Raw genomic sequence first — 21,281 nt, 5'->3', positions numbered from 1 at the left:
CGACCACACCCCTGTCCCGAACCGGGCGCACCACCCCCACGGGCTTCAGCCCGGCAGATCGCACGAACAGGATCTCCATGGATATCGGCCCTGTTCCTGCGTGAGGTTCAGGAACAGGTTGTGAGCCGCTTCCCCCCGTACGCCGTACGCCACCCCTCCGTACGCCATCCCTCCGAAGGCCCCATGAATACCGAATCCGCCGCAGGTCTGCTGTACCTGATCGCCGCCCACCCGGACCTACTGCCCGCCGCGCCCGCTGTCGTCGACGACGCCGCACTGCACCATCGCGCGGCGCGCGGCGGACACGTGTGTCTGGGCTGCGGCAAGACGGCCACCGCCGCCATCACCGTCAACTCCACCAGCGCGGGCCCACGCTGGCTCGACCTGTGCTCCGACTGCTGGCATGCCGTCCGCGAAGCCAACGACCTGTCGGAGACGTGACCGCACCGAAGCGACCGACGCCGTCAAGCCGGTCGACGTGGTCGACGCCGCGCTGCTCGACGAGGCTGTGCCCGGCCCCGCGCCGGTGCACCTCCCGGCCCACGGTGCCCCCACTCCTGCGGCGAGATCAGACGGTGAGGACGAGCTTGCCCCGGAGATGACCGCTCTCGAGCAGCCGGTGTGCGTCGGCGACGCGCTCGAACGGGAGGGTCTCCTGCACGTGGACCCGGAGCCTGCCCTGTTCGACGAGTTCGACGAGACCTCGCAGGCCGACAGGGTCGGGGTCGACCGCGATGCCGCTGAAGCGCATGCCGGACGCCTCGAACTTCGCGATCAGCTTCACATCTTCCTCGGCGACCGCCGTCACCAGGTGACCGCCAGGGCGGAGCACTTCGAGCGAGCGCTCGACGGTGTCGCCGCCGATCGTGTCCAGCACGACATCGATATCGCGGACCGCCTCAGTGAAGTCGACCGCCGTGTAGTCGATCACCTCGTCGGCGCCGAACCCCTCGACGAACTCCCGCTTGCTCCCGCCGGCGGTCGCGACCACGTACGCGCCGAACGCTTTCGCGATCTGGATCGCGACGTGGCCGACCCCGCCACCACCGCCATGGACCAGAACACGGTCACCCTCGCTCACGCCGCCGAGGTCGACGAGACCCTGCCACGCCGTCAGCCCTACGAGGGGCAGCGCCGACGCCTCGACGTGTGAGAGCGACACCGGCTTGCGTGCCAGATGCAGCGCGGGCGCCGACACGACCTCGGCGTACGCGCTCGCCGCCCGCGGGAACAGCGGCATCCCGAACACCTCGTCCCCGGGCCTGAACCGCCATGTCTGTGGCCCTTCCTCGACCACGCCGCTGATATCCCAGCCGAGGACGAACGGCGGCCGGCCGAGGAGCGGGAACTCGCCGGCGCGCAGGCGCGCCTCCAGCGGGTTCAGCCCGATCGCCTTGACGCGGACGAGGACTTCGGTCGGAAGGGGCCGGGGCTCGGGCGCGTCCATGATGGTGAGCACCTCGGGACCGCCAAGCTCCTGCTGGGTGATGACTCGCATGGCTCTCCTGGCTCTGGAAGGGGGAGAGAACCCAGGCTAGGTTTCCGATAGGAACCAGCAGGTACCTGCAGCGCAGATAGCTTGGGCACCATGAGCGGATTCGGTCCCGGCGATTCCTTTCTCGCCGACTGTCCAGCGCGCCTGGCGGTCGAGCTCATCGCCGACAAATGGACGGTCGTCGTGCTCTACGGCCTCAGCAAGGGCCCGGTGCGCCATGGCGAACTGATCGAGCTGATCGGCGGCATCTCCCGCAAGATGCTCACCCAGACGCTGCGACGACTCCAGGCGCACGGCCTCATCCGCCGCCACGCCTACGCCGCGGTGCCGCCCCGTGTCGAGTACGAGCTCACCCCGCTCGGGGCGACCCTGATCGATCCGATCCACGTGCTGACCGAGTGGGCGAGAACGAATGGCGACGCAGTGCTCGATGCGCTCGACGCCCATTCCGATCCGGTCGTCGCCCATAGCGACTGAGGCCGCGCCAGGGCGCTGAGTAGCGCCTTAGGCCGCTATTCGATGTCGGCCCCGGCCGTCCTGCGTTGATGTGAGTCAGCCCTGACGTGGAGTTCCCCTACCGAGGTAGGGGTTTACTGGTGCCCGATCGTCAGTGCCGGCGCATTCTGCCCGGCTCCGTCACTTCAGAGGATCCGCGCCCTTGGCAGTTGGCGTTCTACGTCGCTCGGCGCTGGTTCAGCGATGGCGAGATCGGTGTTTCCGCGTTAATCGAATCGGTCGCATTGGGTGCGCGCACAAAATAAAAGGTCGCCGATAATCTGTCGACGTGTCAACGGTGCGGGCGCACGTCCGGCAACCTTGCCCATTGGGCCGGACGGCCCGTGCCCAAAAGGGCAACAGGTATTGCCCGCCCGGTTTTTCCCGTCCGGACAAGCGGGCGGAAGGGCCGGTTCCGGCCGCGAAGCACGGCCGAAACCGGCCCTTCACATGGCCTGCGTCAGCAGAGCGAGCAGGTCGTGCACGTGCGGAAACAGGACTCTTCGCCGGAGATCGCTCCCGCGGCGCCGTCCTGGGCGACGTCCTGGATGGCGGTCTCGGTGAGGTCGATGTCAAAGAGGTCCTGAGTCATGCTTTCGGGCATGGGAATTCCTTCCAGTGGAACCTGTGAAACCGAACGAATCGCCACCCTCGGGTGACGAGATCGGAATCTATGTACGGATAGCGAACGGAGTCAAGGGGTTACGGGCGAGAGGATGCCTGGGTAGGGTGACGCCATTCTCCGAGAGGGGAATTGGGGTTTCTTAACTCAGTTTTATGAGCCATCCAGTAAGGGGAAGTGGCACAGATGCGGCGTGACCAGAGCGCGGAACCGGTGTTTCGCTGCGCGGACGGAGTTCTTCTCAGAGCGCCGCTCCTGGCACGGCCGAGAGCCCGTGCGACCTGGCAGGAGGCGGCCCGACAGGATGAGGCCCTGCAGGAGGCCTCCTCGCGGGACTCACGGCACTCGCGGGACGGCGCGAGCAAGGCGCGGGACGAGGCAGGCGACGAGCAGAGCAAGGCCGACGCACTCGGCGAACTCCGCGCCCAGCTCGCCGAACTGGTCGCCGACGCACGGTTCCGCGAGGCCCTGGAGGTCTCCAGCCCCTCGCTCGCCCGCACCCTCGACGCCGTCCTCGCGGACGCGCCCGTCGTCGCCTCCGATCTGCGCAAGGCCCATCGCGCGGTGACCCGCTATCTGCTCCGGGCCGCGTCCCGCCCCACTCCCTTCGGCCTGCTCGCGGGCGTCCTGTGGGGCTCCTTCGGCGCGGCCACCAAGGGCGAACTCACCGGCGCAGGGCACAAGGCCGCGCGGCTGGACGCCGGCCTGCTCGCCCGGCTGATCGCCGAGTGGGAGCGCGACCCGGCCGTGCACCGGGGGCTGAGCGTGGTGGCCAACGGGCTGTGCTTCGTACGCGGCGGGCGCCTGGTCCTGCCGTTCGCCCCCGCAGGACCAGTCCAGGACGCCGCCACCCCGGCCGGAGAGAACCGCCCCAAGTCGCGGACGCTGCGCCACACCCCGGTCGTACGCGCCATCCTGGAGGCCGCGGCCCACCCCATACGCTGCGACGCCCTGGTCCAGGAAGTCGAAGCGCAATTCACCGGGGCACCCGAAGGCGCCGTGGCGCGACTCGTCGCCCAGCTCATCGGCGCGGAAGTACTCCTCACGGAGCTGCGCCCACCTCTGGACGCCCCCGATCCGCTGGCACACGTCGAGGCCATGCTCCCGGCCGGCACCCCCGCCGCCGGGCACATCGCCGAACTGCGCGCAGCCCTCGACGACTACCTCCGCACCCCGCTCGGGGAGGGAAGGGCCGCCTGGCGTACGGCACTTGAGACCGCCACCGGAGCAGTCGCCGGCACCTCAGCCGGCCCCAAGGACACCGCGGCCGGCGGGCACGCGGTCCAGGTGGACCTGCGCCTGGACGGCACCGTCGTGCTCTCGTACGAGGTCGCCCGCGAACTGGAGCGCGCCGCCGCCGCACTGTGGCGCCTCGCGCCCTCGGGGCGCGGCCGTCTGACCCCGTACCACCAGGACTTCGTCGAACGGTACGGCCTGGGGCGCTACGTCCCCGTCAAAGAACTCCTCGACCCCGACATCGGTCTCGGCGCCCCGGCCGGATACCGGCTGCCCCCGAGCCACCGCCCGGACCCCGGGCCCGCCCCTCTGGGAGCCGCACGACAGCGGCTGTTGCTCGGGCTGGCTGCCGAGGCGCAGGCACACGGAGCGCGCGAGGTCGTCCTGGACGAGCAGTGGCTGCGAAGGTTGGAGACCGCGGACGGCGGCGGGTCCGCCGAGCGGGAAGCGGCCGACGTCGGCGTGCGGCCGCCCGCCCTCGAACTCGTCGTGCAGATCGCGGCGACGTCGGCGGCCGCCGTGGACCGGGGCGACTTCACTCTCGTCCTCAACGGCGCCGCCACCGCCTCCGGCGGCCTCATGGGCCGGTTCGCGCACCTCTTCGAACCCGCACAGGCCGAGTCGATCCGGCAGACGGTGCGCACCGCCCGCGAGGACACCACAGGCCGCCTCCCCGTCCAGATCCACCACCAGGCCTCCCACCACCGGCACGCCAACGTCGCCCAGGTGCCCACCTGGCTGGACGGACGCCTGGTCATCGGCGCCCACCCCGGCCCCGCCGCGCCGGGCACAACCGACCTCTCCCTCGACGACATCGCCGTCTGCGCCGACTCCGAAGGCTTCCGGATCGTCTCCCTCCCACTCGGCCGCGAGCTGACCCCCGCGGCGCTGCACGTGCTCAACCGCGAACTGACCGCGCCCAACGCAGTGCGCTTCCTCATCGAAGCCGCCGCGTTCAGCCGCAGACAATGGCGCCTCTGGGAATGGGGCGCCGCGGAGGACCTGCCCTACCTGCCCGCCGTACGCACCGGTCGCACCCTGCTCGCCCCGGCCCGCTGGCGCCTGGAAACGACCGGCCTGCCCCTGGCGGAGTGGCGTGCGCTCTGGCGCGTGCCCGACCACGTCCATCTCACCCTCGGCGACCACCGCATCCCACTGAACCTCACCATCCCCGCGCACCAGGACATCCTGCGCCGCGAGTGCGAGCGGACGGGCACGGCCGTGGTCCACGAGCTGCCCCTGGGCCAGGACCTCGACGGCGGCTGGCTGCACGGCCCCGGCGGCGCCCACGAAGCAGAAGCCGTAGCCACCCTGACGCCACAACACCCGCGCTCCGACGCGCGACCTCCTCGATCCGTACGGCCCGCACGCGCCACACTCCCCGCGACCCGGCAGGGCACCGGCGAGATCCCGCCCGGCGGACCCTGGCTGTACGCGTCGCTCTACACCTCCGCCGAGCGCCAGGACGAACTCCTGACCGGGCCCCTGCACCACTTCCTGACCGCGCTGCCCTCCCCGTCCGACGAGACGGGCGGCGTCGACCGGTGGTTCTTCATCCGGTACGCCGACCCGGACCCACACCTGCGGCTGCGCCTCCACGGCGACCCGGCTCATCTCAACGGCGTCCTGCTGCCCCAACTCCACGACCTGGCAGAGGCGCTGGCCGCAGACGGACTCGCCCGGGGACTGCGCCTCGACAGCTACACGCCCGAGACCGAACGCTACGGAGGACCGACACTGCTCGGCGCGGCCGAAGAGGTGTTCCACGCGGACAGCCAACTGGTGCTCGAACGCCTCGCGGCTCCGACGGGCGAGCGGATCCTGGCCACCGCACACGACGTGACCGGGCTGATATCGGCCTTCCACCGGGGCTACGGCGGAGACTGGCGACGCTGGCTCACTCACACGTATCCCAAGCGGGAACAGCACCACAAGGCGTTCGCGGCACGAAGGAAACAAGCACTCGCACACCTCACGCCGGACGGCCCGGAAGCCCACCCCCTCCACGCGGCGGTCGAACGTTTCGGGCATCTGGTACGCGAGGAGCAGGACCGGGGCGCGCTGAGCGTATCCCCGGACGCGGTACTCGCCTCCCTCGTACACATGCACTGCAACCGGCGCCTCGGCACGGACCGTACGGCCGAGGCGCAGAGCCTGGCCGTGGCCCGCGGCGCGGTCCAGGCCCACCTCGACCGGGAAAGGGCCCGATCATGACCGAGAACCCCGTCGCGCTGCTCGCCGAGCGCCTCACCGATCCGGTCGCGCTCGCCGCGCAAGTAGCCGCGGGCCAGACCCCGGAGCTCGCCGGAACACGTTCCCTGTGGCACCCCCAGTCCCTCGCGGACGGCCACGCCGGCGTCGCGCTCCTCCTCGCGGCACTCGCCCACACCGAACCCGGCTGCGCGCGCGCCACGCACGCACACCTGACGGCGGCGGTCACCGGCGTGTCCAGGCCTGCACGCGAAGGGCTCTACGCGGGACTGCCCGCGGTCGCCTTCGCCGCCCGCACGGCCGTCACCAAACCCGGTGAGTACGGGGCGCTGCTCACCAAGCTGGACAACCAAGTTGCCCTGCTCGCCCGGCGACTTGTCGAGAAGGACACACCCCGAGTGGCGGCCGGAACGGCCGGGGCAAGGATGACCGGATACGACGTGGTGGCCGGCCTCTCCGGCCTGGGGCGCCTACTCCTCGCGGCCGGGACCGAGCACCGCGAGACCGTCGAGCTCGTCCTCAGCCACCTCGTCGCACTCACCCGCCCAGTCACCGAACCGGGCGGCAAGACCGTGCCCGGCTGGTGGACCGCCGACCCGATCCTGTTCAGCGAACCCGACGGAGTCCCCGGCGGACACTTCAACGTCGGCCTCGCCCACGGCATCCCCGGCCCGCTCGCACTGCTCTCCCTCGCCCACCGCGCGGGCGTCCACGTGCCCGGCCAGGAGCGGGCGATCCGCACCATCACCGAATGGCTCCTTGCCCGCCGCAGCCCGGACGGCGCGGGCTGGCCCAACATCGTGCCGCTGGACGCCGAACTGACCGCGGCCTCCGGGGCCCGCCCCGAGCTGGCCGAGGCACGCACCGGCTGGTGCTACGGAACACCCGGCGTCGCCCGCGCCCTCCAACTGGCCGCGCTGGCACTGAAGGAACCGGAATGGAACCGGCAGGCGGTGGCCGCGGTCGCCCTTGCCTGCGACCGCACCGACTTCGCCGACCCCACCCTCTGCCACGGCCTGGCGGGACTTACCACGATCGTCTCCCTCATGGCCCGCGAGCCCGGAGGAGAAGAACTGGCCCGGACGGTCCCGGGGTTGACCGACGCCCTGACGGTCGCGGCGGACCCGGCCCACCCCTTCCTGTGGCCCGCCGCCGCGCCCGGCGTCGGCTCGATCGTCCACCGGCCGGGCTTCCTCGACGGGGCAGCGGGTGCGGCGCTGGCACTGCACTGCGCAAAGAGCCCTGAGGCTCCGCTCGGCGAACTGCCCTGGCAGGCTGCTTTGTTGCTGTGCTGACGACTCCTACGACGCGCCACCGGGTCCTGACCGGCATACAGGCCTGGCGGCGCCTCCGGCGGTTCCGGCCGGTTTCACGAGGTGGCTGCGCCACGGCCTGCGTAGGCGCGCACGTCCGCGTCGCTGTCCGTGGTCGCGGCGGCAAGGGCGGCGCGGGCGTCGGGGTTGGTGGCGTGCGCGAGGAGTGACAGGACCGCGGCTTTGCGGACGTCTGCCTCGGGGTCGGCCGAGGCTTTGGCGAGGCCGGGGACCGCCGAGTCGGCCGGGGCCGCGCTCAGGGCGGTCGCGGCGCCCGCCCGTACCTGCCAGGCGGGATCGCCGAGCGCGGACACGGCCCGTTCGGCATACGGCAGCGGGCAGCCCGTGGTGGCGAGGGCGGTCAGGGCGGCGGCCCTGACCAGCGGATCGGAGTCGTCGATGAGCGGGTCGAGGGGCGCCGGAGCCGGGTCGTGCACCGCCGCGAGGCCACGGGCCACCGCGATCCTGACCTCGCGGGCCGGGTCGGCCGCGGCGGCCGCGAGTTGGATGGTCGCGTCCACGGAGACCAGGGCTCGCACCGCGCGGACGCGAACGTCGATGTCGGTGTCGCCGAGCGCGGCGGCGTAGACCGCGGCGGAGCCGAGCCGCAGCTCCCGCAGTACGTCGAGGGCGGCGCCGCGCACCGCGGGGTCCACCACGTCGAGCGCCGCCCACAGTCCCTGCCGCAGCTCTGGGTCGGCGGGCAGCACCTCGGCCAGCTCGCGCAGTGCGCCTGCGGCGGCCTCCCTGACCTGGGGCGCGGGGTCCCGCAGCCGTGCGGCGAGGGCGGGCCCCACACCGGTGGGCACCGTCTCGGCGAGCACGGCGACAGCAGCCGCCCGCACCGCGGGGTCGGGGTCGGCGAGGTAGCGGGAGAGTGCGTCGAGGCCGGGCGACTCCTCGGCGAGGGCGAGAAGGCCGAGGAGGGCGGGGCTCGACACGGGCCCGGCGTCCGGGGCGGGGCTCGACGCCTCGGGCCGCTGGGCCGGCGCGGCCGGACGCGCCGCCGGTGCCGCGTTCCTCGGGCCCGCCGTCGACACTGGCACCAGGGCGACCTCGCCGAGCGGCCGGTCCGCCCCGGCCACCGGGGCGAACTCCGGCACCGGGACCACGTACGGCTCGACCGCGCGGGCACTGAACTCCATGGCACCCGACGGTCCTTTGTACAGGTCGAGATGGTGCAGCCAGCCCGCGTCGTCCCGCTCGGGATGGTCGAGGCGAGCGTGGTACAGGCCCCAGCGGGACTCGGTCCTGGCCAGCGAGGCGCGGGCGGCCATCTCCGCGCAGTCCCGGATGAACGACACCTCCGCGCACCGCATCAGCTCATGGGCGGTCCGTGCCCCCATGCCGGCGATCTCGCTCCGCATCCGCTCGAAGGCCTCGACGGCCAGCGACAGCTTCGCCCCGGCCTTCGGGGGCGCCACGTAGTCGTTCACGAAGCGTCGCAGTTTGTACTCGACCTGCGGCTGCGGTGGCCCGTCGGGGTTGCGCAGCGGCCGGTAGACCAGCTCGTGCGCGGCGGCGAGCTGGTCGTGGGGCAAGTCGCCCTCGTAGGCGCGGTACTGCGCCGCGTCCGCCCCGGCCAGGTCGCCGAAGACGAACGCGCCGATCATGTAGTTGTGCGGTACGCAGGCCAGGTCACCGGCCGCGTACAGGCCGGGCACGGTGGTGCGGGCGTGCGCGTCGACCCGCACCCCGGATGCCGAGTGCCCGCCGCACAGTCCGATCTCCGAGATGTGCATCTCGATGTCGTGCGTGCGGTAGTCGTGGCCACGCCCCTCGTGGAAGGCGGCGCGCGTGGGCCGTTCCGTGGTGTGCAGGATCGACTCGACGGCGCTGATGGTCTCTTCGGGAAGGTGGCTGAGCTTCAGGTACACCGGGGCCCGGTCGGAGGCCAGTTCCGCCGCGAACTCGGACATCATCTGTCCCGACCAGTAGTCCGACTCCACGAACCGCTCGCCGTGCCGGTTCACCTGGTAGCCCCCGAACGGATTCGCGACGTAGGCGCACGCCGGGCCGTTGTAGTCCTTTATGAGCGGGTTGATCTGGAAGCACTCGATCCCGGTGAGCGCCGCTCCCGCGTGGTAGGCCATGGCATAGCCGTCCCCCGCGTTCGTCGGGTTCTCGTACGTCCCGTACAGATAGCCGGACGCGGGCAGTCCGAGGCGTCCGCAGGCGCCGGTGGCCAGGATCACCGCGCCCGCCCTGACGGTGACGAACTCGCCCGTGCGGGTGTTGAATCCCGCCGCGCCGACGGCGCGCCCGGCCACCGTGAGTACCCGTACCGGCATCACCCTGTTCTCGATGCGGATGCGCTCGCGCATCTCGCGGCGCCTGAGCTGCCGGTAGAGGACCTTCTTGACGTCCTTGCCCTCCGGCATGGGCAGCACGTACGAGCCGGAGCGGTGCACCTGGCGGACCGCGTACTCGCCGTGCTCGTCCTTCTCGAACTTCACGCCGTAGGACTCCAGGCGCTGGACCATCGCGAAGCCGCGCGTGGCGGTCTGCCGGACCGTGGACTGGTCGACGATGCCGTCGTTGGCGCGGGTGATCTCCGCGACGTAGTCGTCCGGTTCGGCGCGGCCGGGGATGACCGCGTTGTTGACGCCGTCCATGCCCATGGCGAGGGCGCCGGAGTGCCGCACGTGCGCCTTCTCCAGGAGCAGCACGTCCGCGCCGCGTTCGGCGGCCGTCAGGGCGGCCATGGTGCCCGCGGTGCCGCCACCGATGACGAGGACGTCACAGGAGATCTCGGTGGCGTCGGCGAGGGCGGGGATGGTGAGGGCAGGGATCGTGAGGGGGGAGTCCACGGGCGCGCCTTTCACGGAAGGGTACGAGGGTTACAGCGACGCCAGGACGCGGCGGCGGAGTCCGGTGGTGCCGGGGGCGTTGCGGGCGTCCCGTTGCCGGGGGTGCGGGACGTCCAGGACGTCCCCGGAGGGCAGCAGGGCGATCCGGTCACCGAGGTGCAGCGCCTCGTCCACGTCGTGGGTGACGAAGACGACGGTCGCGCCGGTGTCGCGCAGGATTTCCACGAGCAGGTCCTGCATCCCGGCGCGGGTGTGCGGGTCGAGGGCGCCGAACGGCTCGTCCATGAGCACCGCGCGGGGCTCCCCGGCCAGGGCGCGGGCGAGCTGCACGCGCTGCCGCTGCCCGCCGGAGAGCTGGCGAGGCAGCTTGTGGGTGTGCCCGGCGAGACCGACCCGCTCCAGCCACTCCTCGGCGGCCCGCCGCCGTTCGGCCCTGCCCATCCGGCGGATGGCCAGGGGGAGTTCGACGTTGGCGCGGACGCTGCGCCAGGGCAGCAGGGCATCCTCCTGGAAAACCAGCGCGCGGTCGGCGCCGGGCCCGCCGACGGGCACCCCGTCCTGGGTGACGTGCCCGCCGAGCGGCGGCAGCAGGCCGGCGAGGGTGCGAAGGAGCGTGGATTTGCCGCAGCCGGAGGGGCCGAGCACGGCGACGAGTTCGCCGGGCGCGATCCGCAGCCGTACGGTCCCGGGCAGCGCCTGGCCCTCCCGGTGGCCGAGTCGCACGTCGTCCAGGCCGAGTTGGGCACCCTTCCGGATGGATGCGTCCGTGCGGGACACGGATTCGGGGCGTACGGGGCTCATGCGACGCGCTCCTTGTCGAGGGCCGGGGCCGGGGCGGGGAGGGAGGCGGCCGGGCGGGCGGCGCGGCGTGCCGCACGGAACGGGGCCCGCTCGGGCGGACGCGGCAGCCAGGCGGTGGCGCGGCGGCCGAGGACCTCCACCGCGGTGGAGGTCAGCCAGCCGAGGGCGCCGATGGTGGCCATGCCGACGAAGACGCCCGGGTAGTCGACGACCGTGTAGTCCTGCCAGGTGCGGTAGCCGACCCCGTACTCACCGGAGATCATCTCCGCGGAGATCACACAGATCCACCCGACGCCGATGCCCACCGAGAGCCCGCCGAAGATGCCGGGCAGCGCGCCCGGCAGCACGACCGAGAACAGCATGCGCAGCCGTCCGCCACCCATGGTGAGCACGGCCTCCTCCCACGCCGGGGTGAGTGCGCGCACCGCGTGCCGGGTCGAGACCAGGACGGGGAAGAACGCCGCGGCGCAGGTGATGAAGACGATGCCCTGTTCGTTGGTGGGCAGGAGCAGTATCGCCACCGGGACCAGAGCGATCGCCGGAATCGGCCGGACCACTTCCACCAGCGGTCCGAGCAGGTCGGCGGCCCACCGCGACCGGGCGATCGCCGTGCCCGCCGCGATCCCGAGGACCGCGGCGAGCAGGAAGCCGACCAGGATGCGGCGCAGGCTGTGGACGAGGTCCTGCCAGTACGGGGCGGTGCCGAGCCGGTCGCCGAAGGCGGCCGCGACCTCGCCGACCGTGGGGAACTGGCCGAACCGCAGCCACAGATCGACGTCCAGGGTGGTCAGGAGCTGCCAGAGGCCGAGGGCGCCGGCGAGCGACGCCACCCTGACCAGCCTGCGGACGATGCTCATGACGCGAGCTCCACGGCCTCCGCGTAGCCGACGACGCGGGCACCCGCGTGCTGTCCTACGTAGGTCTTGGCGTGGCTTGGCGTGACGAAGGCCCGCAGGTCGGAGCCGTGCGCCACCCATACCGCCCGGTCCGCGAACCAGAGGGTCCGGTCAGGGCCTCCGGCACGTAGGCGGCCCGTACCTCGGACTTCCGCGCCGCCGCGACGGCCGCGAGGAGCTTGTTCGGACTGGCGAACGTACGGGTGGTGTCGCGGCCCTTGAGCCACAGCTCGGGCTTGGCCGCGCCCGCCTCGGGACGGGCGCGGGCCTGGCCGGACCGCTTCAGCGGCTTCGGGTCGACGAAGGCGTCCACGTCGACGTCGCCCACCAGCTTGGCCGCCGTGAGGAGGGGGACGTCCTTCTTCAGGGCGGCGATGAGCTCGGGCCGCAGCGCCGGGTCGAAGGTGGCGATGCCGTGGGCGCCGTTGTAGAGGTAGGCCGCCTCTGCGGGCAGCCCGGTCTCCTTCGCCACCGACTCGGCGGCCGCGACCGGCCGTTCGCGCAGGTAGTCGGTGGCCCGCCGCTGGGCGGTGAGGAAGTCGTCGAGCACTCCGGCCCGCTCCTTGGCGAACTCTTCGCGGACGGTGACACCGTGGAAGGTCGGCAGGGTTCAGGTCGGCGCCGTCGTACAGGGCCTTCGCCTTGCCCTCGTACGCCAACTGACCTGGCCAGGCGACGAACTGGGAGAGGGCGTCGACACTGCCGCCGGACAGGGCGGACGCGCCCACGCTGGGCTGCTGGTTGAGCTTGCTGATGTCCTTCTCCGGGTCGATCCCGGCCTGTTTCAGGGCTCGGACCAGGGTCCCGTCGGCAGCCGAGCCGATGCTGGTCGACACCTTCTTGCCGCGCAGTCCCGACAGCGACCGCAGGGTGGAATCAGGCTTCGTGAATACGGTGTTGAGGCCACCGCGCAGGTTGTACCCGGTGACCGAGACCAGCCGCGTCGGCTGCCCGAGCTGCTTGCCGCGGGCCGCGTTGATCAGCAGCGGATAGTCGCCCATCGACCCGATGTCGATCTTGCCGGTGGTCATCTGGGCGGTGATCGGGGCGCCCGTGGCGTAGTCCTGCCACTTCACCTCGTACTTCTTGCCGTCCTTCTTGCCGCGTGCGGCGAGCTCCTCCTCGAAGTAGCCGAGGGAGCGCAGCAGCGTGCCGGCGGTGACGGTGTTGATGGTCTTCGACTGGTACCCGACGGTCACCGTGACGGTACCGGAGTCGTCGGCCCCGGCCACGCCGCCGCACGCGGTGGCCAGGGGTGGCAGCAGGGCGATCGGCAGGGACCGGGCGAGGGTGAGGGTGAGGGCGACGGAGGATCTGCCCGCCGAACCCGCCGAACCCGCCGAACCCGTCGAACCTGTCGAACCTGTCGAACCTGTCGAACCTGTCGAAGCCGTGGAACCTGTCGTGCGAGTCATCGAAGTCTGGCCTTTCACCTGAGCAGGTAGGGCATGTTGACGGTGACCGCGCCGGTGGGGCACCGGGCCGCGCACGGGCCGCAGTACCAGCACTCGTCGACGTGCATGTACGCCTTGCCGTTGTCCTCGCGGATCGCGAGCGAGTCGAGCGGACACATGTCGACGCAGAGGGTGCAGCCGTCGATGCAGCGGGACTCGTCGATGGTCACGGGCACGTCGGCGCGCTGCGGGACAACAGGCATGGCTGACTCCGGGAAGGGCGGGGGAAGGGTCGTCGGCGGAAGGTCAGACGGATCGGCGCAGAACGCCGCTCATGGTGATCCGGTCCCCGCGGAAGCGGATGAACTCCAGGTCCACGGGGCGGCCGTCGGGCAGATGGGTGAGCCGCTCCAGCATCAGGACGGCGCTGCCGCGCGGGGCTTCGAGGACCGCGGCGGAGTGCGCGTCTGCGTTCACGGCTTCGAGCGTCATCTCGGCGTGCCCCAGCGGACCGCCGGTCACGGTCTCCAGGAGGCGGAACACGTCCGTGTTCTCCAGGTCGCAGCCGAGCAGTTCGCCGCCCACGTCCATGGGCAGGTATGACAGATCGAGGGAGAGCGGAAGACCGTTCAGGCGGCGCAGTCGCTCGATGCAGAGCACATCAGTGTGGTCGGGCAGCCCGAGCCGGTGTGCCACCGGGCCCGGCGCGCCGACCGGGCCGACCGTGCGGACTTCGTTGGTGACCCGGCCGTGCTCGTGCAGGATCTCGGCCAGACCCTGGAGCCGGTCGAGGGCATGTGGGTATTTCTCGCACACCACGACGGTGCCGACACCGGCCTTGCGGTCCACGAGCTGCTCGCCGCGCAGCAGGTCGAGGGCCTGGCGTACGGTGTTGCGGCTGGCCCGGTAGTCGGCGGCGATGGCGTCCTCGAGCGGCAGGACGCCGCGCGGGAAGCCGCCCGTCAGGATCTGGTGCCGCAGCAGATCGGCGAGCTGCCGTGCCTGGTCAGCACGGAGCCGCCGACGCCGCGCGGCGGCGACCGGAAGTGAGGCGTGGCTGTGTTCGGCTGCCATGGCAGGGAACGTACCGGCGCGTCGGCCGCGGCGGTGTTGCGGCAGCATTGCGCCACCTGACGCACACCAACGCAGGGCTCTGACCTGCATGTTCGGCGGGCGGCGACGAAGATCCGCCACCCAGGCGTCCACCAGGTGGACGGCCTCGGCGGGGGCACCGTCGGCGTACTGAAACCTGAACGCGCGCTTTTCGGCTCAGCTGCGTCCGCTCCGGGCGCAGCGGCGTCCTTCCCCCGCGAAGCGGCTTCCGCTCCGGCCGAAGGTGTCCCCGGGGCGGCCCGTGCGAGCAGACTTCTCCGGCATACGCAGCACGGCGCCCGGACCGTCGCCCGGCTGCGGAGGCCGCCGTCCTCCACGTGTGCGCTGTCTGCTCCTTCGGGACGCCTGCTGAGTATGTCGATGACGGGGAACAACGCCTGTCGGTGGGTTCCAGCAACGGCTGGGTGGGGTGGGGTGGGCGTCTGGAATGTCGGTGAGTTTCAGCAACACCGCCGGGGCCGCGGAAGCGCCCTCTCTCCTGTCGTGGGGAGAGCGGTGCTGTCCATCTGTCTCCAGGCCGGAAAGATCACCGGGCACAGTGTGGCGAGCAGATACACACCGCCTACCGTGATCAGCGTGGAGGGCAGTCCGACCGAATCCACGAGGAAGCCTGCGGCCAGTCCGCCCAGCGGAGTGACCAGTTGGAGCGAGGCTGTTGTCGCGCTCAGCACGCGGCTGCGCAGTTCCTCCGGCACCGTCTCGTACGTCACTGTGGCCATGATGGGGTTGAGCACGCCGCAGGCGAGGCCCTCGACCGCCATGATCGCGGCCAGCGGCGCGAAGGTGTCAGTGAAGGCGGCTACCACGAAGCGCGGCAGGCCCACGATGAGAAACGCGATCGTGAACACGGGCCACCGCCGAAAGCGGCCGCCCACTACCCCGTAGACCAGCGCCCCCGCGAGTGCGCAGACCCCGAACGCCGCGTTCAGCAGACCGAGATCGATGGAACCATCAAGCTCCCCACGGGCATCCACGGGGAGGAGCACGGCGCTCCATCCCTGGTCAAGGCCCCTGGTGACCAGCGTCATCAGGCACAGACCCAGCAGCAACGGCGTGGCCGCCACGAAGCGATAGCCTTCCGCGAGTTCACGACGGTAGGCGAGCAGCGACGCTGGCCCGACCCGCCGCTGGGCCTGTGCCTCAGGCAGGCCGCGCACCCCGAACGCGAACAGCGGCGCTGCCACGGCGAAGGTCGCGGCATCTATCAACAGGACGTTCTCGGCTCCGAGTCCGGCGATCAGCACGCCGCCGAGAGCGGATCCGGTCAGCGCCGCGCAGCGTGCCGCACCGTCGTACAACCCGGCAGCCCTGGTCAGCGGCATTCCGGCGCGTTCGGCGAGCGTGGGCAACAGCACGCCGCGGGCGGTTTCACCCGGCGAACGGCACAGCCCTGTCATCGCCATCAGCACGCACAGCGTCCAGAAATGCAGGATGCCGGCGAACTGCAGCAGTGGGATCGCCGCAACGGCGACTCCGCAGGCGAGATCCGAGGCGACACTCACGCGGCGTCGCCCGATCCGGTCGATGACCGGACCACCGACGAGCGCGGCGAGCACTACGGGCAGCAGTGTGCAGAACGCGACGATCCCCACCTTGGCGGCGCTGCCCGTGCTCTGTAGCACGGACCACGGCACGCCCATGTACGTGAGGCAATTCCCGGTGATCGAAACGAGGTTGGCAGCAAGAACCGCTGTCAGCGGACGGCGATCACCGGCCAAGAAGTCTTCGGGCACTACGGTGGTCTCCCATGAGGGAAAGCGCCCACCGCGAACGAAGCAAGTCAGCCGGTGGGCGAAGCGAAGTGGTCAGCGTCTGGCGCGCACAGCGAGGCGCACCGCGATGCGGTGTTCACAAGCAGCGCCTCCAACACTTCGCCGGGAAGACCACCCGGCACCTCCACGCATTGTCACCTCGGGCACCGGCCCTCCGCAACGGCGATGCCGCTCGCAAGGATCGCTCGCGCAGGGAGTCGTCCGAGATCGCAGATGAAGGCAGAACCTGCTGACGACCTGGATCCGGGGCGACGCGGGCCTTGAGTGTTCGCGGTCGTGGAACATCCACCGATGGGTCACACCATGCAGGCTGGGGACCTATCAACGTGTGCGTGGGAACTGCCAGGGAAACCCGGAGCCGTGGGCGCCGCGTCCGGCTACGGCCCGGATTTCGCCCCGGCGCACCGCAACATAGGCCCGGACGATGCCGTAGGAGAGCCCGTCCGCATGATGCCCATCGACGAGACGATCGAAGACACGCTTGGCGGTGTGTCGTTGCTTGCGCGGGGCGTCCAGGTCCGGCCGCAGCATCTCGTCCACCAGCGACTTGAACGGATCGAGCCGGGTCGCCCGGGGCGGGAGCTTCTTCCGCGGCTGCGGCCACGCGGACTCCAACGCCTTCTGAACCGTGGGGTGTCCCACCCCGTGCTTGCGCATCAGAGCGCGCTTGCCCAGCCTGGCACGATGGTCACGGCGGATCGCCGCGTACAGCTCGGTGCTCGACTTCGACGTCATCGGCGACCCCAGCGGTATGGAGCACCCTCATGCTCCCCTCGCAAGCCCCTGGCTGTTGCTGGAACTCGTCAACACCGTTCCCCGCGAACATCGGGTGTCGTGGGGGCCGCTCTATGTCTTCGGGCTGAGCGTGCTGACCGAGGCACTGGCCCTGCTGTGCACCGGTCTGGTCAGTAGGTGGGGCGAGAAAGTCCCGGACTGGGTTCCTCTGATCGGCGGTCGGCGGGTCGCGCCGCCCGCCGCGATCGTCCCGGCTGCCCTGGGCGGCCTGGGCCTGGTCGCACTGTGGGACACCATGCCGCTCGGTTGGTTCGGCCTGCTGGGCTTTCACGAGGTCGCCTTCACCAACGGGTGGTGGCTGCTCCTGGCGCGGGTGTGCATCAGTCCGGTGATGCTGTGGGGACCGATCGTGCTCGCCCTTACCTACGCCTACTATCGTCGGAGTCTTCCGGGCCCAGGGCGGAAGGATCACCGAGGGGAACCGCCTGCGCTCGCCCGACTCGGCATCGACGCGCCGGTCGTTGACCCGCGGGGACCCGCGGGGACCCGCGCAGGCGACGCCCCGTGATCCGGGGTCTGCGTGCGTCACAAGTTGGGCAGCGTCACCGGTACTGAGGCCCTCCCGCTGCTCCACCGCCGTCTCAATGAAAGCCTTCGCCGCTGACCTGCCATGAGCAGCCGTGCCGTGTCCCGTCGCTTCTCCCGCCGAGCCGACAGGACACGGCCAGGTTATGCGGCGCGGTTGATGAGTTCGGCTTGGCCGAACAGCAGGGCATAGCCGGTGGGGAGTTGGTGGAGGATGCGGGTCATGAGATCGGGACCGGCGTAGGCGGCGACGGCGGAGAAGACGGAGCCGGTGTCCCAGCGGGTGGTGGCCAGGGAGGCGCCGGTGCGGGCGGCGAGGTCCTTGACGAAGGCCCAGCCGGTCAGCTGCTGCGTAGCGGGGATCTGCGTGGTCAGGACGCGTGCGGCCTCGAAGGGCAGGGCGCCGGCCAGGGCGACGCGTTCGTCTCCGGTCAGCTGGCGCCCGAGTCCTGCGAGGACCAGGCGGACGGCTTCGTCGGCCCGCTCACGGGTGGGGTAGGCGCCCTCGTAGCGGACCTTCTCCAGCATCTGCTCGTACGCCGTCCCGTACGGCTGCTGGCGCTCAAGCGGTGCGCGTACGTCGGTGATCACTGCGGTGCATGCCTTTCATGGAGCCGGGATGGGGCGGTGCCGGTGTGTGGCACCGCGGTATGGATCAGGGATATGGGTCAGGTGGGCTGGGGGCGGCCGAAGAGCAGGTCGTAGCCGGTGGGAAGCTGAAGCAGGATCTGGCCCAGCAGTTCCTCGCCGACGGCGTCGGCGACGGTGGACAAGACGGCGCTGACGTCCCACGTCGCGGTCTGCTCGGTGGCGCCCTCGATCCATGCTGCGGTCGCGCGGATGAACCGCTCCGGTGGTAGTGGTTCGGCGCTCTGCAGCGGGTTGAGCAGGATCAGGGCAAAGCCCTCCGGCAGGCGTGCCGCGAGCTGGGCGCGGACATCGCCGACCAGGTGCGCGCCGAGCAGGGCGAGCACCACGCGGGCCGCACGCTCGGCCTCCTCGACAGTGCCGTATTCGCCGCGTTCCTTCACGTGGTCGAGGAACGCTTCGCGTCGCAGAGTCATCTCAGCCGTCACCCCTTCATTCCTTGGGAATGCCCGAGGGGGTGCGGAGGGCGGGGTGAGGGGGGAGATCAGGCGCCCGCTCTCCGCACCCGTCCGGCCGGTGTCAGCCGGAGATCTCCTTGCGGCCGGAGCCGACGCCGACGGAGATCTTGCGGGGCTTGGCGCGCTCGGCGATCGGGATGCGCAGGGTGAGCACTCCGGCGTCGTAGTCGGCCTGGATGTGCTCGGTGTCGAGGCTGTCGGCGAGCACGATCTGGCGGGAGAAGACGCCCAGCGGCCGCTCGGACAGTTCCAACTTGACGCCCTCGGCCTTCGCCACCGGCCGCCGCTCGGCCTTGACGGTGAGCATGTTCCGCTCGACGTCGATGTCGATCGCGTCCGCGCTGACGCCCGGGAGGTCGAAGACCACCACGTACTCGTCGCCCTCGCGGTAGGCGTCCATCGCCATCGCTGAAGGCTTCGACCAGGTGCCCGGGCCCATCAGCTGCTGCGTCAGCCGGTCCAGCTCACGGAAGGGGTCGGTGCGCATCAACATCGTGAAAACACCTCCAGAAGTTCGGGCAGTTGCTGCCAATGCGCTTCACTGACTCTGTTGTAGCATGTCATCACATGGATGACAAACAAGGTGTCGTCTACCTGATGACAAAGAGATGGAGGTGCCCGTGACCGCAGCCGACCAGCCAACCCCTGCCGGCGCCCCTGCCGAGACCGATGCCCACAGCCCGGCTTCATTCCTCGCCGCGGCGGCGGCCCTCGATGCCATAAACGACGCCCTGCGCACCGCCCGGCACACGGCCGCCGACGCTCCTGGCACCGAGCCGGGCCCGGAACAAGCCCTGGCCTCCCTGACGCTGCTGCGGCAGATCCGTGAACAGCTCGCCGGATGGGAGACCGGGCTGATCGACACGGCCCGCGACGCGGGCGCCAGCTGGGCCGACCTCGCCCATCCCCTGGGCGTCGCCAGCCGCCAGGCCGCCGAACGCCGCTACCTGCGCAATCGCCCCGGCCCCACCGGGTCCACCGGCGAACAGCGCGTCCAGGCCACCCGTCAGGCCCGGGCCGCCGAGCGCACCACCGCCACCCGGGCCCGCCGCAACGCGGCCGACCTGCGCCGTCTCGCCGGCCAGATCACCGCACTCACCGACCTGCCCACCGAAGCCCACAGCCCGCTCCGCGAACTCCACGCGGCACTGGCTCACGACGACCCCGCCGAACTCATCACTCCCCTGACCGCCGCCCGCCCCCACCTGGCCGCCGCCCACCCCGACCTCGCAGCTCGGCTCGACTCCCTCACATCCCCGTAGTACGCACGGACTGACACCCGCACCGCGGGCCGACCTCCCACACCTTCGGGGATGGCCCGTCGCACAGGGCCAGATAGCGGTTGTCCCCGCTGACAGCCACGTTCCGTATGTCGTCGCTCTCGTGCTGGAAGGCCAGGCGCCCTCGCCGCAGCTCCCACAACTCCGCCGATGTGCCGCTCTCCGCCAGCACGGTGCGTCCGCGGGGTGTGGAGCAAAGATCTCTCTCCTCGGAGGAGGTGTATCAGCAGCCACTGCCCGTCCGGGATAGACCCAACGGCCTCTCCCCTCGGACAGGCGGAACCCGTCGACGCACCGATGGCTGGCCACGCCGCAGGCGTCCACTCGGCGGCCGACCCCCGAGGCTGCGACCATCGTCCGTCCGTCTTTGCTGAGCAGCACCGCGTCGTCAGTCCGCCCGCCCGGGACGGCAAACGCGCCCTGCTCGCGCTGCGTTGTCGCCCCAGCAGCGCCGCCTTTGCTTCATCCGTAGGTCTGATCCACCACGCCGTCGCAATCAACCGCGCATCGCCGTCCCGGGGTAGGAGGCGCGCAGGTCCTCTCCCCCGGTCCAGGGTTCCGGAGTCCTTGCCCAGTTCCTCCCACGTTTGCGTGTCCTGTCGGAGGCGACCGTGCAGGTCGGCGTTTCGGGGCATCCGCGCTCAGCAGCAGGTCTGTGAAGGCGGCGAACTCACCGGGGTCTCGGCAGAGGGTGAACACCTCCTCGTAGTAGTCGATGTACTCGTCGATGACCAACCACGCGTGTCGTGGCTCCCCGGCACGGGCGCGAGCACATCGCCGTGGGTGCGTACGGGCTGTTCGCCGGGTGTGAGGACACGCAATGCGGCCGGGCGCAGGAGAGGATCCGGCGTCCGCTGGAGGAGAGGGATCAATCCGGCACGCAACAGGGAGGACTTGTCTCTTCCGGAGAGGCCGACGAAGGCGACGCACCGGCGCGCGTAGCACCTCACACAGATCGTCCACGAGCCGCCCGCGGCCGAATAGGCGCTCGTGGTCGGCTACCTCGCAGCACATCAGGCCCTGGTGCGGCGCCTGCCCCTCCTCGTTCCGGTCCGGCCGGGCCGCTCGGCATCCGCGCGTACGGCCCCCTCCAACGCCGCTCTCACGCAGCTCGCGCAGCTCGCGCAGCTCGAACACGAAGCGCTGGCCCGGCCCGCCGCCGGATCCACCGGATCCCCCTTGCGCCCCACCGGTCCATCCCCCTCATGCCCCCATGATCTACGGCATCAACCTACGGAACCAACGGCGAGAAGGAAGGTCCCGGTCAACCGGCCGCCGCGCGACCGTCGCAGACACCCCAGATACCCCTGGGCGCCGCACCCACGGGATTGTTCGGGGGCTCGGACCAGGGCTGACGAACAATCCACGAGCCGGTGAAGTCGTCCACGGATGCCTGGACGGGCATCTGTGATCGAGC

Annotated in this window: 20 protein-coding genes and 1 pseudogene; 7 read left to right on the top strand and 14 right to left on the bottom strand. The window is 71.1% G+C overall.

Features of this window, described 5'->3' with window-relative positions; translation table 11 throughout:
* Positions 1 to 183 precede the first annotated feature (183 nt).
* A complete protein-coding gene (locus ACFVYL_RS24975) occupies positions 184 to 441 on the top strand; it encodes a hypothetical protein (protein WP_389719584.1) in 258 nt (85 codons plus the stop codon).
* 127 nt (positions 442 to 568) lie between these two features.
* Here the strand turns inward: ACFVYL_RS24975 and ACFVYL_RS24970 are convergent, their stop codons facing one another.
* Entirely contained in the window at positions 569 to 1,498 is a 930-nt protein-coding gene (locus ACFVYL_RS24970; protein ID WP_389719582.1) for an NADP-dependent oxidoreductase, read from the bottom strand.
* 90 nt (positions 1,499 to 1,588) lie between these two features.
* On the opposite strand from ACFVYL_RS24970, the gene ACFVYL_RS24965 reads away from it, so the two are divergent.
* Positions 1,589 to 1,972, top strand: coding sequence for a winged helix-turn-helix transcriptional regulator (locus ACFVYL_RS24965; protein WP_389719580.1), 384 nt, complete (start codon positions 1,589 to 1,591; stop codon positions 1,970 to 1,972).
* 478 nt (positions 1,973 to 2,450) lie between these two features.
* Here ACFVYL_RS24965 and ACFVYL_RS24960 read toward each other — a convergent pair whose 3' ends face one another.
* Positions 2,451 to 2,594, bottom strand: coding sequence for a hypothetical protein (locus ACFVYL_RS24960; protein WP_389719579.1), 144 nt, complete (start codon positions 2,592 to 2,594; stop codon positions 2,451 to 2,453).
* 204 nt (positions 2,595 to 2,798) lie between these two features.
* Here ACFVYL_RS24960 and ACFVYL_RS24955 point away from each other — a divergent pair, with 204 nt between their 5' ends.
* Both ACFVYL_RS24955 and ACFVYL_RS24950 read left to right on the top strand, forming a co-directional pair.
* A complete protein-coding gene (locus tag ACFVYL_RS24955; RefSeq protein WP_389719577.1) occupies positions 2,799 to 6,062 on the top strand; it encodes a thiopeptide-type bacteriocin biosynthesis protein in 3,264 nt (1,087 codons plus the stop codon).
* The gene (locus ACFVYL_RS24950) at positions 6,059 to 7,354 is read left to right on the top strand and encodes a lanthionine synthetase C family protein (protein WP_389719575.1); all 1,296 of its coding nucleotides are present in this window, start codon (positions 6,059 to 6,061) and stop codon (positions 7,352 to 7,354) included. The genes ACFVYL_RS24955 and ACFVYL_RS24950 overlap by 4 nt, the downstream gene beginning before the upstream one ends.
* A gap of 74 nt (positions 7,355 to 7,428) precedes the next feature.
* On the opposite strand, the gene ACFVYL_RS24945 is transcribed toward ACFVYL_RS24950, so the two are convergent.
* The 4 genes and pseudogenes from ACFVYL_RS24945 to ACFVYL_RS24930 all read right to left on the bottom strand — a co-directional run bounded on the left by ACFVYL_RS24945 (position 7,429) and on the right by ACFVYL_RS24930 (position 13,132).
* The gene (locus tag ACFVYL_RS24945; RefSeq protein WP_389719574.1) at positions 7,429 to 10,182 is read right to left on the bottom strand and encodes a fumarate reductase/succinate dehydrogenase flavoprotein subunit; all 2,754 of its coding nucleotides are present in this window, start codon (positions 10,180 to 10,182) and stop codon (positions 7,429 to 7,431) included.
* A gap of 30 nt (positions 10,183 to 10,212) precedes the next feature.
* Positions 10,213 to 10,983: an ABC transporter ATP-binding protein gene (locus ACFVYL_RS24940; protein ID WP_389719573.1), complete on the bottom strand. Its 771-nt coding sequence runs from the start codon at positions 10,981 to 10,983 to the stop codon at positions 10,213 to 10,215.
* A complete protein-coding gene (locus ACFVYL_RS24935) occupies positions 10,980 to 11,840 on the bottom strand; it encodes an ABC transporter permease (protein WP_389719571.1) in 861 nt (286 codons plus the stop codon). The genes ACFVYL_RS24940 and ACFVYL_RS24935 overlap by 4 nt, the downstream gene beginning before the upstream one ends.
* A pseudogene (locus ACFVYL_RS24930) lies at positions 11,837 to 13,132 on the bottom strand (ABC transporter substrate-binding protein). The gene ACFVYL_RS24935 and the pseudogene ACFVYL_RS24930 overlap by 4 nt, the downstream one beginning before the upstream one ends.
* Between ACFVYL_RS24930 and ACFVYL_RS24925 the strand changes: the two are divergent.
* On the top strand, positions 13,029 to 13,316 hold the full coding sequence (locus ACFVYL_RS24925) for a hypothetical protein (protein WP_389719689.1): 288 nt from the start codon (positions 13,029 to 13,031) through the stop codon (positions 13,314 to 13,316). The pseudogene ACFVYL_RS24930 and the gene ACFVYL_RS24925 overlap by 104 nt on opposite strands.
* On the opposite strand, the gene ACFVYL_RS24920 is transcribed toward ACFVYL_RS24925, so the two are convergent.
* The 4 genes from ACFVYL_RS24920 to ACFVYL_RS24905 form a co-directional block, all read right to left on the bottom strand.
* Complete coding sequence (locus tag ACFVYL_RS24920) at positions 13,309 to 13,536, bottom strand: ferredoxin family protein (RefSeq protein ID WP_055563275.1); 228 nt, start codon at positions 13,534 to 13,536, stop codon at positions 13,309 to 13,311. The two genes, ACFVYL_RS24925 and ACFVYL_RS24920, sit on opposite strands and share 8 nt — an antisense overlap.
* A 43-nt stretch (positions 13,537 to 13,579) precedes the next feature.
* Positions 13,580 to 14,347 (bottom strand): GntR family transcriptional regulator, encoded by a 768-nt coding sequence (locus tag ACFVYL_RS24915; protein ID WP_389719570.1) that lies wholly within the window; start codon positions 14,345 to 14,347, stop codon positions 13,580 to 13,582.
* Between the two features lie 479 nt (positions 14,348 to 14,826).
* Positions 14,827 to 16,119, bottom strand: a complete 1,293-nt coding sequence (locus ACFVYL_RS24910; protein ID WP_389719568.1) for an MFS transporter — start codon at positions 16,117 to 16,119, stop codon at positions 14,827 to 14,829.
* 360 nt (positions 16,120 to 16,479) lie between these two features.
* Entirely contained in the window at positions 16,480 to 16,893 is a 414-nt protein-coding gene (locus ACFVYL_RS24905) for a hypothetical protein (protein ID WP_389719567.1), read from the bottom strand.
* On the opposite strand from ACFVYL_RS24905, the gene ACFVYL_RS24900 reads away from it, so the two are divergent.
* On the top strand, positions 16,874 to 17,461 hold the full coding sequence (locus ACFVYL_RS24900) for a hypothetical protein (RefSeq protein WP_389719688.1): 588 nt from the start codon (positions 16,874 to 16,876) through the stop codon (positions 17,459 to 17,461). The two genes, ACFVYL_RS24905 and ACFVYL_RS24900, sit on opposite strands and share 20 nt — an antisense overlap.
* Before the next feature lie 161 nt (positions 17,462 to 17,622).
* Here the strand turns inward: ACFVYL_RS24900 and ACFVYL_RS24895 are convergent, their stop codons facing one another.
* The 3 genes from ACFVYL_RS24895 to ACFVYL_RS24885 all read right to left on the bottom strand — a co-directional run bounded on the left by ACFVYL_RS24895 (position 17,623) and on the right by ACFVYL_RS24885 (position 19,077).
* Positions 17,623 to 18,069, bottom strand: coding sequence for a DUF2267 domain-containing protein (locus ACFVYL_RS24895; RefSeq protein ID WP_389719565.1), 447 nt, complete (start codon positions 18,067 to 18,069; stop codon positions 17,623 to 17,625).
* Between the two features lie 77 nt (positions 18,070 to 18,146).
* Positions 18,147 to 18,542, bottom strand: coding sequence for a DUF2267 domain-containing protein (locus tag ACFVYL_RS24890; protein ID WP_389719563.1), 396 nt, complete (start codon positions 18,540 to 18,542; stop codon positions 18,147 to 18,149).
* A gap of 103 nt (positions 18,543 to 18,645) precedes the next feature.
* Positions 18,646 to 19,077, bottom strand: coding sequence for an Hsp20/alpha crystallin family protein (locus ACFVYL_RS24885; RefSeq protein ID WP_389719562.1), 432 nt, complete (start codon positions 19,075 to 19,077; stop codon positions 18,646 to 18,648).
* Between the two features lie 127 nt (positions 19,078 to 19,204).
* Between ACFVYL_RS24885 and ACFVYL_RS24880 the strand changes: the two genes are divergently transcribed.
* Positions 19,205 to 19,846 carry a type III effector protein gene (locus ACFVYL_RS24880; protein ID WP_389719561.1) on the top strand — a complete coding sequence of 214 codons (642 nt, stop codon included), beginning with the start codon at positions 19,205 to 19,207 and terminating at the stop codon, positions 19,844 to 19,846.
* 659 nt (positions 19,847 to 20,505) lie between these two features.
* On the opposite strand, the gene ACFVYL_RS24875 is transcribed toward ACFVYL_RS24880, so the two are convergent.
* Positions 20,506 to 20,814: a hypothetical protein gene (locus ACFVYL_RS24875; RefSeq protein ID WP_389719559.1), complete on the bottom strand. Its 309-nt coding sequence runs from the start codon at positions 20,812 to 20,814 to the stop codon at positions 20,506 to 20,508.
* Positions 20,815 to 21,281 lie beyond the last annotated feature (467 nt).

It is taken from the genome of Streptomyces sp. NPDC058308 (genome assembly GCF_042880275.1).
GTDB lineage: Bacteria > Actinomycetota > Actinomycetes > Streptomycetales > Streptomycetaceae > Streptomyces.
Note: the sequence above shows the minus strand (reverse complement) of the source record. Positions and strands in the feature narration are given on the sequence as shown.

Bases quoted from the DNA above. Each gene is read 5' to 3' on its own strand.
- ACFVYL_RS24975 (WP_389719584.1), top strand. From the start codon at position 184: ATGAATACCGAATCCGCCGCAGGTCTGCTGTACCTGATCGCCGCCCAC.
- ACFVYL_RS24970 (WP_389719582.1), bottom strand. From the start codon at position 1,498: ATGCGAGTCATCACCCAGCAGGAGCTTGGCGGTCCCGAGGTGCTCACC.
- ACFVYL_RS24965 (WP_389719580.1), top strand. From the start codon at position 1,589: ATGAGCGGATTCGGTCCCGGCGATTCCTTTCTCGCCGACTGTCCAGCG.
- ACFVYL_RS24960 (WP_389719579.1), bottom strand. From the start codon at position 2,594: ATGCCCGAAAGCATGACTCAGGACCTCTTTGACATCGACCTCACCGAG.
- ACFVYL_RS24955 (WP_389719577.1), top strand. From the start codon at position 2,799: ATGCGGCGTGACCAGAGCGCGGAACCGGTGTTTCGCTGCGCGGACGGA.
- ACFVYL_RS24950 (WP_389719575.1), top strand. From the start codon at position 6,059: ATGACCGAGAACCCCGTCGCGCTGCTCGCCGAGCGCCTCACCGATCCG.
- ACFVYL_RS24940 (WP_389719573.1), bottom strand. From the start codon at position 10,983: ATGAGCCCCGTACGCCCCGAATCCGTGTCCCGCACGGACGCATCCATC.
- ACFVYL_RS24935 (WP_389719571.1), bottom strand. From the start codon at position 11,840: ATGAGCATCGTCCGCAGGCTGGTCAGGGTGGCGTCGCTCGCCGGCGCC.
- ACFVYL_RS24920 (WP_055563275.1), bottom strand. From the start codon at position 13,536: ATGCCTGTTGTCCCGCAGCGCGCCGACGTGCCCGTGACCATCGACGAG.
- ACFVYL_RS24915 (WP_389719570.1), bottom strand. From the start codon at position 14,347: ATGGCAGCCGAACACAGCCACGCCTCACTTCCGGTCGCCGCCGCGCGG.
- ACFVYL_RS24905 (WP_389719567.1), bottom strand. From the start codon at position 16,893: ATGACGTCGAAGTCGAGCACCGAGCTGTACGCGGCGATCCGCCGTGAC.
- ACFVYL_RS24890 (WP_389719563.1), bottom strand. From the start codon at position 18,542: ATGACTCTGCGACGCGAAGCGTTCCTCGACCACGTGAAGGAACGCGGC.
- ACFVYL_RS24885 (WP_389719562.1), bottom strand. From the start codon at position 19,077: ATGTTGATGCGCACCGACCCCTTCCGTGAGCTGGACCGGCTGACGCAG.